Genomic DNA, 13445 nt, shown 5'->3' with positions numbered 1-13445 from the left:
GGGGGAGGTCAACGCCAGTGGAGAAGAAGTAAGACCAAGACGTGGACGCCCGTCCAAGTTAAGGCATTCTTCCGTGAAGCTGGAAGCCCCGACTTCAACGAAGTAAGTCGGGGTAGTTCACTCATGTCCCCCTACTTAATTATTTGCCCCGGTATCCATGAGCCCCAACTGACCCAGGATTTTTTAGCAAGTTTGGATCTATCAAGTTCCTGGACTGAGAAAATCTTAATTTTTCCAGCTCAGGACTACCCAGCTTATTCAGCTATTCATATTTTAGAGTTCTTGCAACGTCACATTGGTTTGGTCAAGACTCCCATAGTCTTGATCGGTTTCAGTGCTGGGGTAGTGGGTGCGATCGCAGCAGCTTGGGGTTGGCAGCTACTGGGAGGTTCCATCCAAGCATTGATCGCTATTGATGGCTGGGGTGTGCCTCTGTATGGCAATTTTCCCATCCACCGGATTAGTCACGATTACTTTACCCACTGGAGTTCAGCGCTATTGGGGGCAGGGGAAGACAGTTTCTATGCAACACCCGCAATAGGCCATTTGGACTTGTGGCGTAGCCCTTGTCAGTGCCAAGGCTGGTGGGTTCAGGTGCCATTAGGTGAGCAACCCCCACATCGAACTTATCTAACTGCGGCTGAGTTTATTATCGAGTTATTAGCTAGATAGTAAAATTTGCTTCAGTATCACCAGGTTGAACTATTGTGGAAGATCACGAAAGAGTAACAATTGCTGAGTATCAAGCAACAGCAGAATCTTTCCGGGAAGGCACCTGGAATCATGATGTGTCTCAAAATCGCAACGCCTTGGTGGATGCTATGCCCCGCAATCCAGGCAAGATTCTGGATTAGGAGGTGGTCCTGGTAGAGACTTGGTTGTTTTTAAAGACCAAGGTCATCAAGTGATTGGTCTCGATGCTACACCAGCATTTGTGAAGATGGCGCAACAGGTTTCAGGATGCGAGGTTTGGCAGCAATCGTTTCTGAACCTCAAGCTGCCACCAAAGAGCTTTGATGGGATCTTTGCCAATGCATCCCTGATTCATATTCCCCGTGCTGCGATGGTTAGGGTACTTAAGGATTTAAAGCGATCGCTTGTTAGCAATGGTGCCATAGTTATGTCAATGATTCGTGGTGATCATGAGGGTTATAGTGTTCGTCCAACCGGCTATCGCTATGTTGTAGGTTGGGAATATCAAAGCTTGGCTCGCTGTGTTGAACAAGCAGGATTTGAGATTTTTGATCATTACTACCGCCCACCTGGTTTACCCTGTGAGCAGCAATCTTGGTTAGTAATTGTCGCCCTTAATCGAGTGCAATATTAGTGGGAAATAGAGTTATTTTCTTCTTAAATGGTAGATGTGACCCAGAGCTAGCGTACGCTTCTCGCCAACAAGATGAGGGTAAGAAGTATAGCGCTATGCGTAAGGCAAGAGGCAAGAGGCAAGAGGCAAAAGTTGACTAAAAAAGCTTTTTAGCTTTTATCAATGTCCTAACTTTAATGGGTAGTGCTATATCCGCTGGAGTTTACGATAAGGTTCGTTGACGATGCTTGTTGGTAAATTTAGTCAACCAGAAGAGGGGGGTGTTAAACCCCTACAACCTCACCTCATCATAGGTTGTGTTTTTTTGTCAAAGGGTAAGTTTTGGTAAAAAGTAAGCTCAAACTACAGATGTTAGAAAAATCAGCTATAAACATAGTTGATGAATGAAACTATTCAACGTCAGTTTCAAATATCGCTAGTCGTAGCCGGTCTGCTGACTCTTCTATTTCCGCCAAAGACTCAAGGCTAACAACTACTTTCCGTTCAATTCCTAAAATTTCCGCTGCTCGATCAACAGCTGCTTTTTCTTTTTCGTGGTACACTCCATCAGCACGGCTCATTTTTATGGCTTGATATAACATAGAATGGCCGACATTTATAGAAAAATCATAATGAATAGCGCTCAATAACTGTTCGATGTCGGCATTTTTCCCATCGAAGTTTATGACATTTTCTTCTAGGAGGTCAGATGGTGTTCCCATCTGCTGCTGTTCTTCCATAAACCAATCTATTTCTTCCTGTGCTAACTCACCATCAGCACTAGCGATCGCCACTACTGCTCTGAGATAGTTTCTGGCCACATCAACATTGATAGGTGCAGTGACGTTGTATTTCCTCTTGGCATATCCCGTCATTTCAAAACTTGTTTCAGTGGTCATTGTTTTTGTTTCTAGAATAAACTTCGCCGCTAATTCTAGCACACCTTCCCCACTTCACAATCTATTACTTAATTATTACGTCTTTTGATTGAGGGCAAACCTATCTAATTTGGCTTGAAAAATTACGCTTTCTATGTATCGATAAGCTAAGAGCGATGTTCCCAAGCAACCGTTTGGCGATCGCGCTGACTCTATAGCACTACTAAAACTAAAATAAATTTCACATAAATTCACCAATAACCTGATAAAATAACGCTTTGATTTAGGACTACTAACAAATTATTTTTAGATTATCTTTAGGATTTACGCATTGACAACTTGACGGAAATATGAAATCATAGCTGCTTAGATGTGATTGCCCTACCGGCAGTGCTCAAAAGCCAATCTTGACCTAGACTCCAGCCCGAATTGCTGCCTTAGAGGGTTAATGAATAAGAACATCACAACACCAAATACTATTTGCTGTTTTATTGCCGGACCTCTCCACTCCCCTTCTTTGTTACGTGCAATCAAACGTCTAGGAATTTCTGTCTATGGGCAACAACCAATAGCTCCCCTACCAAAAACAATCACTGTTCTTAAAGATGCCAAAGCGATATCTTTGATGCAAGATAAAGATACCGCAGTCATGATAAACTGGGAAGCAAGTCTCTCTTTTATTCTTCAGAATCTACCAAAACAACGTTTAAATCAAGTTAATACATTTAAAAATAAAGCAATCTTCCGTCGGCTATTCAAAGACTTGTATCCGGACTTATTTTATCTGGAACTGACAAGGGATGCTCTGGGGGATTTTAAGTTTCCACGAGAAATTGATAAGGTAGTACTTAAGCCCAGCATAGGAACTGCCTCTATAGGCGTTCGCATTGTGCATGGACAAGAGGAATGGGATCAGGCAGTAGATTGGGTTCTTGAAGATATTGATAGAGCTACAAAACAAATGAATTCTACTGTGTTAAGCGATTCCTATTTCCTTGTAGAGGAATTTGTAGAGGGCGAAGAGTTTGCCTGCGATGGTTTCTGGGACAAAAATGGTAAAACCATAATCACTGGTATTTATCAGCATCCTTTCCTCTCAAACTCCGATGTAAGTGACACATTATACTATACATCGAAACAAGTAGTAGCTAAAACAATAGAGCCCACCATGGCAGTGATGAACTATATTGGAGCTAAGCTTGATCTACGCCGTTTTCCGTTTCATTTTGAGTTTAGACTATCTAGTAATGGAACTCTCTTCCCTATTGAATTAAATCCCTTGCGCTTTGGAGAAGTTGCGCTACCTGACACTGTAGAGTATGCTTTTGGTTTCAATCCCTATGAGCTTTTTTTTACCGATGAATCTCCTGATTGGAATTCCCTACTAGCCAATGTAGATACTTCTAAGATTTATGCCTTTATTATTGGTAGTTTGCCACCCCATTATACTCCAAAAAAATATCTTATTGATCAGGAATCATTCCGCAAGATTTTTGGAAATAGACTACTCAACTATTTACCAAGCGATCCGACAATTAGTCCCTTTTTTGGGGTGGCGCATATTGTTGCGGATAAAGTCGAAGATGTGCTTGACTATTTACATCTTGATTTTGAACGGTTTCTGCATCCATGTTTTGAACCTAGTCCAATTAAATTAGCGTTATAGTTCAAGTCAAGATTGACAGGTTTTGTCTAAATACCAAAATTGAGTATTGACTATGCCATTTACAGTGGCGCTTACAAGATTTAAAACACGAGCAAACAAATGACTATTACACCAGAAGATAATTTTCAAGTTCGTCCTATGACCAAAGATGATATTAAAATTGCCTTAAGCTGGGCAGTATCTGAGGGGTGGAATCCAGGTATTGATGATGCTGATAATTATTATATTGCTGATCCTGGGGGATTTTTAATTGGAGAATTAAATGGAAAACCGATTAGTTCTATTTCTGTAGTGCGATATGAACCTCAATTTAATTTTATTGGTCTTTATATTGTTAAACCGGAAGAACGAAAAAAGGGATTTGGTTTAAAAACATGGCAAGAAGCATTGAATTTAATTTCTGGGCAGCCTGCTGCTCTTTATGCTGTCTTAGAACAAGTTAATAATTATCAAAAATTTGGTTTCAAACCTGCTCATTCTAATTTCCGTTATCAAGGAATAATTGTCGGCACAATTTCGCCAGATGTCAGGGATTTAAAGTCTATTGATTTTGAGCAACTTTGTCGTTATGATCGGCGATATTTTCCTAGTCATCGTTCTCATTTTCTTTCGAGATGGATTAACCAACCTCATGGGCAAGGTTACGCTATCCTTAACGATGGTGAGTTGGCAGGCTATGGAGTAATTAGAAAAGCTACAGATGGCTTTAAAATCGGTCCTATATTTGCAGAAAATGAAGACATAGCAGAAAAGTTATTCTTAGCCTTAGCTACTTATGCTGAAGGAAGTCCTATATATGTAGACGTACCTAATATTAATCAATCGGCTATTATCTTATTTGAAAGTTATCAAATGACCCCTATGTTTGAATGTATAGGAATGTATACAGCAGAACCCCCTAATATTGATGGGTACAAGGTTTTTGCTGTTACTAGTGTGGAATTAGGTTGACTTTTATATTCCCAGATAAGTGTAAAGGATTGCAAACAAATTCACAATTTATGCAGTCAATTTGTGATAACTGTAAACAATTGTAATTTTATTTAATTTTTTTGTTACAAAAGGATAGCAAAACACTCTCCAGATGGTAGAAGTAATTCTGGTGATTGCTTTAGCAAATCAACTCAGCTCAAACTCCTAAAGGAGAAAAGGGAAGTGCATCTACAGGGTCAAAAATTTGCTCACGTTAACAGCATTGCCCACGAGGGCAAAATCCTAGTTTTTGGAACCACAGCTGACGGGAAGATTTACTACACAGTTAAGCGCAGTGGCTTTGAGGATACAGCACTCCAGGATAATCAGGACCCCCTTAGTTTTGAACCTTGGAAGCTGCTTCCTCTAGACCGCTCTGTGCTAGATCAATCCGTATTAGATCATGAGCAGGGGGAGTTCACCGATAAAGATGGTAATCAGTTGTTGCGATCGCGCTATGGTGAAGTAGCCGAAACAATTGAGTCTGCCGTTGCTCCAGTGCAGTTAGTTTCAGGTATAGGACACTTGTATGTGTTCCGGCAGTCGATTGGTAACAAGCTACTGGTAAATCGCTTTGTACTCGATGGCATCAAAAATGAATTGGTTCCCAAGCTGGAGGTAAGGTTCCAACGCTCTCGTCAGAAGTACCTACCGGCGGAGAGCATGAAAATTGACAAGGCAGAGGGAAAGCTGAATAATATTACTTATTATCAGGATTAACGAATATATTTTTCACTCTATCCAATTAGATTACTCAATAAAACTATGGGATTGTTTGTTTAGCATACTCAAAATGTAAAAACCAAGTATTTCCAATATAAAACTGTAACCCTGAGGTAAAAATGCAGAGCAGTAATTATCAGTTGCAGTCTAGTAATATTGAATTAGACTTCTTACCTGAACATTTAAGAAATGGTGAGATTGTTGATATTCCAGATCTTGTCAAGAAACTAGACACTGCGAACCAAGCTCTTAAAACAAGACCAAGACTAGGAGATCAACTTCAATCCTTAACTGCCTCTAGCACAGTTGTTCAGGAGGGAGAGCGTTTGCGTGAGGCTAATTTTAGTGCCAGTCATGATTTTCGTGAACAACTTGATATTCAGTTGAACAATGCATTCTACTTTAATGCAGGAAATGTTGATTTAGATGATCCAGATGCTCGGTCTATTGTTGAAGCAGCACGTGATTTTCTTAATCCTAGTGATCACAATAGACTTTGGTTGCTTCCTGCATTTATCGAAAGAGAGACGATTGCTCACGTTGCTACACACCATCAAAAGTTGCTTCCAAAAGGTCGTGTTCTCGTTGTAAGTCCAGATCATCAGACATTGACAGCAGCAGCACCACATAGTGATATTGTTATTGATCAGCGGCAAGTTCTAGAACACATTGATACTGATGCCTTACGAGAAGAGGGTTTTTTGCCAAAGAATAGAAATGTTTACTTGAGAGGCAAAGGTACTACCCTTTTAGCTGGCTTCATTTGGGCTATGGCTCAAGGGTTAATTGATGATCAAACTTATGTTGGTCATACTGATACTGATGAAATCAACCTAGATATTTTCGGTCCCTATTATCAGGCAGGTTCAACAGAAAGGCTTCGTGTTAGTCCATATAGGCCTGCTGAGTATATGGCAGCAGCGGCTGCGTATATGCCAAGTTCTCATAAAATATCTGTTGTCCAACCGGCTAAAGCAGGAGTCCGAAGAAAGGGAGAACTTAACTTGCCGACCTGGATGATGATGGCTAATACTACAATTGGAGATGCCAAAATGAGGTTGATGGGATTGGAGCTTTGCCGAGTTGCATGGCCATCTCCTGGAGAAGCTATTGTTCATGGATCTGTTTATCGAGATATACCGTGGCAAGGAACAACGGGGTTTGATCTTGATCGCTATGCAAAGGCATTCTATCTGGAAATGGGTTTTTGTGAATTTAGAAATCAAGAAAATTATACATTTGTCCAAGTAGGGATTCCTGCTCCCAAAATTGAGGTAAACGGTGTTAAAGAAATAGATGATATTGCACAAGGTGTATTGGCAACAAGTATGTATTCCATACAAGAGCAATTTTACTACCAACAGTTAAGGGAAGGAGGAGCAGCCGAATTTGCTCCGGGATATTCTGATGATCTCATTAAAGCCTTTAATGAGCAGTTCGCCGGAGTAGAGCTGCGTGTCCCATTTACATGCCCTCCTGACATTTCACGAGATGATTGTGGATCTCTGTACATTCCGTCTGAGGATTCTGGTCCAAATGGAGCAATGTATTGTGCTGGGCCATTCTATTATCCGTCGCCAACAAGGATGCTAGAGATGGGAATTATCGATTTAGATAAAATTAGAAACGTCCCAAATCTCAGTACAAGAAACGCAGGATGACTCAGCAAAAGGTAGAATGAAGAATGAATTGGTAAAAAGCGAAAAAGCAGGAAGCCATGGCGGAAGATACCCTCTTGAGTCAGCGGTCATTTTTAAGGCGGATTGAGCGGTCAAATTGGAAGCAGCATCTTGACTCACATCATTTGCTAATCTGTGAGTTCAAACAGTTCCTTGAGCCATTTCAACTTTCACTATTCGCAGACAGGTTTATGGGGTTACTCCGGTTTCGGTGTTTTGAAATAGCCGGAGCAGGAGCAAGTCTCGAAGAACTACAGATTGACTTTCAAGCGCCTGATTACTTTAGTGTAAATATAGCTTTTAGGAATTCGGAGGGGATAAATTTTTTTGAGGATACATTCACAGTTACAGATATCTTAGGGTGGCCGGTGAGTGCCGAACCCCTTTTGAAAACCAAAAGACTAGAAATTAGTCTTTTGTTGCCATCGTATGAACCGGAAATCATTGATTTTATAAAAGAGAGAGATATGTGGAAGATGAGAGGTAAATACTATTCGCCTCTTGTAAACATCCACTCCATCTATCAAAGTGATAAACATGAAGTTACTTGGTATAGGTATTTCTTTGTTCTTCGATTACGTCAGGGCAAAAAGCCAATTGGATTTATCGGCTTTGATCAAAACTCACCACCTAGCTTAATAACCCCTCTCATTAGCCAAATTCCCTATGAAACAGTCATACTTAGCTATGGACTTTCCAAGTGCTATTGGGGACAAGGTCTGATGTCTGAGTCCCTCTGGGCCTGTGTGCCCTGGTTTGTTGCGAGTCAGGGTGTACAAGAGCTGGTAGGAGTTGCAGATATTAATAACAGGGGTTCCCGTCGCATTTTGCAAAAGCTTGGACTACAAGAATCTGGACTTTTGGAGAACCCGATGATCAGTGCTGACCTGAAAGATATGTATAAATTCCTAGTCTACAAAAAAAGATATGTATAAAGTACAAAGGATCGCCTAGGGGTGTTTTAGTATATAATACATCCTAAGGTACTTTAGTACTTGTGAGTAAGCATTCAGCTATCAGCCAAAGGCCTTTGGCCACGCTTCGCGAACAGCTATTAGCTTATGGGCAAGCTACACCAAACAGCTTTTGAATAAGCGATGCAGCTTCGGAACAGGGGGTTTCCCCCACTCGCGCTTTGCATCAAGACAACAGGTAAGCATTCGTTTAATAGTCACGAAAGTCACAGCGCTTGTGGCCTGTGCCACAAAGCTGACGGCTGAATGCTGACGGCTGAATGCTTACACTTGTGATAACCTACACCGACTTGATTACATAACACCGCCTAGTCAGCCTAATACTCCTCTTGATCTGAATTTAAGGCTTATATTACTACACAAAACTAGTAATAAAATTTGGTATTAAAATAATGAATTATCTTCAAAATAAAAATAATGATTTAATATATAATCCAGAAATAAATTCTGTTTATCCTATGTCAGAGGGGCAAAAATGCTTATGGTTGCTCCACCAAATCGCCCCTGAAAATACCGCTTACAACGAGTATAATGCAGTCAAAGTAAATTCACCTTTAGATATAGAAGCCTGGAAAGCAACATGGCAAAAAATCGTAGAACGCCATAGCATTTTACGAACCACTTATGGAACGGATAATCAAGGCGAACCTGTGCAAATTATTCATCCCATGATCAATGTTTCGATGCAGTTGATTGATGCTAAGGATTGGAGTGAAGAACAGTTAAAGCAAGAAATTTTAGCCTGTGCAGATGTTCTCTATGATTTAGAAAAAGACCCCATTATCCGATTATATTTGTTTCAGCGTTCCGCAAGCGAATGGGTTCAAATGTTTACGATTCACCAGATTGGTAGTGATAGTTTTACCAAAGATTTATTTTTAAAAGAATTCCAACAATTATATCGGGGTATTCCAGTTAAAGAACCTTTAGCTTATACCGATTTTGTCAATTGGGAATCAGAACTGCTGAAGTCACCTTGGGGAGAAAAGCTTTGGCAATATTGGGAAAAACAATTAGCGGGTGAGTTGCCAATTTTAGATTTACCAACGGATCTACCCCGCCCCAGTTTAGTTACTTATCGCAGTGATTCCCATGAATTCAAGCTCAATGAAGAATTGCTATCGCGTCTGAAACAACTACAATCCGATAGTATTAGTCTGTTTCAAATTGCGTTGAGTGCCTTTTATGTGCTGTTATATCGCTACACAAATCAGACCGATATTATTGTCAATATTCCCACGGAAAATCGACGAGGTAAAAAAGAGTTTAAGGATGTAGCGGGCTATTTGGCAAGCTTAGTTGTTGTGCGTTCGCGTAGCGTGGCCCAAAGGCCAGGTAATTTGGACGGTAATACTACTTTTAATGAATTGCTGATGCAAGTCGCTCAGACGGTTTCCCAAGCCCTGAAAAATGAAGCTTATAATTATCCTTTGAGTCAATTGGTCAAGCAGTTGAAACTGAAAAGTAATTTCCGTCATGCGCTGGTTTCTTCTGTCATGTTTAATTGGCGAAAATTAGGATGGGATGATACAGATTTTCCAGATGAATTACTTCAAATAGAGCCTTATCTGTTGGAAGAACAACGTGGCGCTCCCTATGACCTCTCTGTAGAAATGATTGAAGTGGGTGATCAGTTGAATGTTCGATGGAATTATAATAGTGATTTATTTTATCCTGAAACTATAGACCGGATGACGAGGCATTATCTGACCTTGTTAGAGGGGATTGTCACCAATCCAGAAACGCCCATTTTTCGATTACCATTGTTGACTGAATCTGAACGTCATCAGTTATTAATTGAGTGGAATAATACTCAGGTTGACTATCCCCAGGATAAGTGCATTCATCAGTTATTTGAGGAACAGGTGGAAAAAACACCGGATGCAGTGGCGGTGGTGTTTGATAGGGAGCAATTAACTTATCGGGAGTTGAATTGTCGGGCTAATCAACTGGCACATTATTTGCGGAAGTTAGGAGTTAAACCAGATACTTTAGTTGGGATATTTCTGGAACCTTCCCTGGAGATGGTAGTGAGTATTTATGGGGTTCTGAAAGCTGGTGGAGCTTATGTTCCTCTGGCTCCAGGTTATCCGAGGGACCGGATAACCCACATTCTAGAAACATCCCAAGCTTCCATTCTATTAACTCAGCAAAATTTGACCCCTCAATTAACTAATCATCACGCTGAGATAGTTTGCCTAGACCAAGATTGGAATTTGATTGAGCAAGAAAGTCCCAAAAATTTTGATAGCTCTGTCACTAGCGAAAATTTAGCTTACGCCATCTATACTTCTGGTTCAACAGGAAAACCTAAAGGGGTAATGATTCCTCATCAAGCTTTAGTTAATCATCTGAACTGGATGCAGACAGAGTTTCCTCTCTCCGTAGAAGATAAAGTTTTACAAAAAACCCCTTTCTGTTTTGATGCGTCGGTGTGGGAATTTTACGCCTCTTTATTGGTAGGGGGACAGTTAGTAATAGCAGGTTCTGGAGGACATCAAGACCCGGCTTATCTAATAGACACCATAAACAAGCATTCTCTTACCATCCTTCAGGTTGTTCCCACTTTACTACAAATGTTGCTCTCAGAAGGTACTTTGGCATCCTGTCCAAGCTTGAAACGAGTGTTTTGTGGGGGTGAACTGCTCTCAAAAGATTTGCTCTCAAAGTTTGAGACAGTGCAAAAAGCCGAACTGATTAATTTATACGGGCCGACAGAAGCAACCATAGATGCTAGTTATTATCCTTGTCAAGCCGGAACTCAGTTGTTAAGTGTACCCATTGGTCGTCCGGTTGCTAATACCCAGATTTACATTTTAGACTCTCATCTCCAACCCGTACCCATTGGTGTACCCGGAGAACTGCATATTGGTGGTGCGGGTTTAGCTCGAGGCTATCTCAACTGTCCCGAACTGACAGAGCAAAAGTTTATCCCTAACCCCTTTAGCAATAAACCAGGTTCTCGCCTCTATAAAACTGGGGATTTAGCCCGTTATTTACCTGATGGAAATATAGAGTTTATTGGACGTATTGATCATCAAGTAAAAATTCGAGGTTTCCGGATCGAACTCTCAGAAATTGAAGCAGTACTTGCCCAACATTCCAACGTGCGAGAAGCTGTAGTCATTGCCCGCGAAGACATTCCAGGAGAAAAGCGACTTGTTGCTTATTTAATTACCAATCAGGAAAAAACTACGATTAATGATTTGCGTTTTTTCCTCAAGACTAAGCTACCCGACTACATGATCCCATCGGCTTTTGTCATTTTAGAAAGTTTACCCCTGACTCCCAATGGCAAAGTCAACCTTCGTGGTTTACCTGTTCCAGATGCTTCAAGTTTGCTTCGAGAAACCAGTTTTGTTGCCCCCCGCGACTCGATGGAATTACAATTAGCTCAAATTTGGTCAGAAGTTCTCGGTATATCTCCCATCGGAATCCATGACAACTTTATTGAATTAGGTGGTCATTCCCTATTAGCTACCAAAATTATGGCACGACTGCGCGATCGCTTCCAAGTAGAATTATCGCTAAATTGCTTATTCGAGTATCCTACAGTAGCAGAGTTAGCCAAAATTGTTACCCAGGTAGCTCAACAAGAGGGATCGAATCGTTTGCCATCCCTCGAACCCATTTCACGACAGCAAACTATTCCTTTATCCTTTGCTCAAGAACAATTGTGGTTTCTCACTCAATTAACTCCCTCTGAACCAGTCTACAACGAAACCTTAAGCATTCATTTAGGTGGGGATATTAATATCCAGGCATTATCAAACAGTTTGACAGAACTCATCCGCCGTCACGAAATTCTGCGGACTACATTTAGAGTCGTCAACGGGCAGCCAGTTCAGGAAATTCATCCGCCATCGACTTTGACTTTACCCGTAGTTGATTTGCGCTTCTTGCTGGAAACGGAACGAGAAACCGAAGGGTTGCGAATTGCCACCGAACAGCTTGGCACCGCTTTTGAACTAGCCCGAGGCCCCTTGCTGCGAGCCACTCTGATTCAACTTGCAGAAACAGATTATCGACTTTACTTGGCCGTGCATCATATTGTGGTGGATGGAGAATCCCTTACCTGTATATTTTGGCCGGAATTGGAAATCCTTTATACGGCATTTTATCAAGGCTTACCCTCACCTCTGCCGGAGTTAACCATCCAATATGCTGACTTTGCCCTTTGGCAGCGACAGTGGTTACAGGGAGAAATTCTTTCCAATCAGCTTGCCTACTGGGAAAAACAACTGGAAAATTTACCCCAGTTACAACTTCCCACTGACCGTGCCCACACCCCACAAACCACCTTTGCCGGTTCGAGGCTTTGTTTTACACTCTCTAAAGATTTAACCGAAAAACTCAAAACCATGAGCCGCAAAGAGGGTGTCACCTTATTTATGACTTTAGCTACAGCCATCAAGGTTCTGCTTTATCGCTATTCATCTCAAGAAGATATTGTCATTGGTACTGTCACCTCCCAACGCAACCGACCGGAGTTACAAGGAGTCATGGGAGACTTTCTCAATACTTTAGTTGTGCGTAGCGACCTCAGTGGCCATCCCAGTTTCTCAGGATTGTTAAAGCGAGTCCGAAATGTCATTTTATCTGCTTACGCCAATCAAGATGTGCCGTTTGAGCAGGTGGTCAATGCTCTTCATCCCGATCGCCACGTCAGCCAAAATCCCCTTTTTCAGGTAATGTTTGTGCTTCAGCCCCCTTTAACTGATGATAAGCTGGGATGGACGGTCAGCCAGTTAGAGGTAGATTCGGGCACCTCGAAGTTTAACCTCACTTTTAATTTAGAGGAACGACCAGAGGGAATGATCGGGGCGATCGAGTACAATACCGATTTGTTTGATGCTACAACTATTGACCGGGCGATCGGACATTTTATGACTTTACTAGAGGGAATTGTTGCTAATCCAGAAACCTCCATTGCTCAATTGCCCTTGTTGACTGAAGCCGAACGTCATCAGTTATTAGTGGAGTGGAATGATACGGCTGTTAATTATCCCCAGGATAAGTGCATTCATCAGTTATTTGAGGAACAGGTAGAACGGACACCGGATGCAGTGGCGGTGGCATTTGAAGAACAAACATTAACTTATCAGGAGTTGAATGGTCAAGCTAATCAACTGGCACATTATTTGCGGAAGTTAGGAGTTAAACCAGATACTTTAGTTGGGATATTTCTGGAACCTTCCCTGGAGATGGTAGTGAGTATTTATGGGGTTCTGAAAGCTGGTGGAGCTT

9 protein-coding genes and 1 pseudogene are annotated in these 13445 nt (G+C 41.4%); 9 read left to right on the top strand and 1 reads right to left on the bottom strand.

From position 1 onward, the window contains the following. Window positions 1–123: 123 nt before the first annotated feature. The 3 genes and pseudogenes from F6K20_RS06615 to F6K20_RS06600 all read left to right on the top strand — a co-directional run bounded on the left by F6K20_RS06615 (window position 124) and on the right by F6K20_RS06600 (window position 1467). Window positions 124–672 (top strand): hypothetical protein, encoded by a 549-nt coding sequence (locus F6K20_RS06615; protein ID WP_287251731.1) that lies wholly within the window; start codon window positions 124–126, stop codon window positions 670–672. 35 nt (window positions 673–707) lie between these two features. Next, a pseudogene (locus tag F6K20_RS06605) lies at window positions 708–1327 on the top strand (class I SAM-dependent methyltransferase). Further along, window positions 1327–1467: a hypothetical protein gene (locus F6K20_RS06600; protein WP_008189613.1), complete on the top strand. Its 141-nt coding sequence runs from the start codon at window positions 1327–1329 to the stop codon at window positions 1465–1467. Before F6K20_RS06605 ends, F6K20_RS06600 begins: the two are co-directional and overlap by 1 nt. A gap of 249 nt (window positions 1468–1716) precedes the next feature. Here F6K20_RS06600 and F6K20_RS06595 read toward each other — a convergent pair whose 3' ends face one another. Then, a complete protein-coding gene (locus F6K20_RS06595; RefSeq protein ID WP_131827209.1) occupies window positions 1717–2205 on the bottom strand; it encodes a TerB family tellurite resistance protein in 489 nt (162 codons plus the stop codon). A gap of 427 nt (window positions 2206–2632) precedes the next feature. On the opposite strand from F6K20_RS06595, the gene F6K20_RS06590 reads away from it, so the two are divergent. The 6 genes from F6K20_RS06590 to F6K20_RS06565 form a co-directional block, all read left to right on the top strand. Next, a complete protein-coding gene (locus tag F6K20_RS06590; RefSeq protein ID WP_008189619.1) occupies window positions 2633–3850 on the top strand; it encodes an ATP-grasp domain-containing protein in 1218 nt (405 codons plus the stop codon). A 99-nt stretch (window positions 3851–3949) separates the two neighbouring features. After that, window positions 3950–4801, top strand: a complete 852-nt coding sequence (locus tag F6K20_RS06585; protein WP_287294188.1) for a GNAT family N-acetyltransferase — start codon at window positions 3950–3952, stop codon at window positions 4799–4801. A 204-nt stretch (window positions 4802–5005) separates the two neighbouring features. Beyond that, complete coding sequence (locus F6K20_RS06580; protein WP_287294185.1) at window positions 5006–5542, top strand: hypothetical protein; 537 nt, start codon at window positions 5006–5008, stop codon at window positions 5540–5542. Between the two features lie 122 nt (window positions 5543–5664). Next, the gene (locus F6K20_RS06575; protein ID WP_287294183.1) at window positions 5665–7206 is read left to right on the top strand and encodes a hypothetical protein; all 1542 of its coding nucleotides are present in this window, start codon (window positions 5665–5667) and stop codon (window positions 7204–7206) included. Between the two features lie 56 nt (window positions 7207–7262). Next, complete coding sequence (locus F6K20_RS06570; RefSeq protein WP_287294181.1) at window positions 7263–8159, top strand: GNAT family N-acetyltransferase; 897 nt, start codon at window positions 7263–7265, stop codon at window positions 8157–8159. Window positions 8160–8590: 431 nt separating this feature from the next. Further along, a partial coding sequence (locus tag F6K20_RS06565) for a non-ribosomal peptide synthetase (protein WP_287294178.1) occupies window positions 8591–13445 on the top strand: 4855 nt, incomplete at its 3' end.

Origin of the sequence: Moorena sp. SIO2C4, assembly GCF_010672485.1 — a bacterium.
GTDB classification, from domain to species: Bacteria; Cyanobacteriota; Cyanobacteriia; order Cyanobacteriales; family Coleofasciculaceae; genus Moorena; species Moorena producens.
The sequence above is the reverse complement of the archived record's forward strand: the minus strand, read 5'-3'. Positions and strand labels throughout refer to the sequence as shown.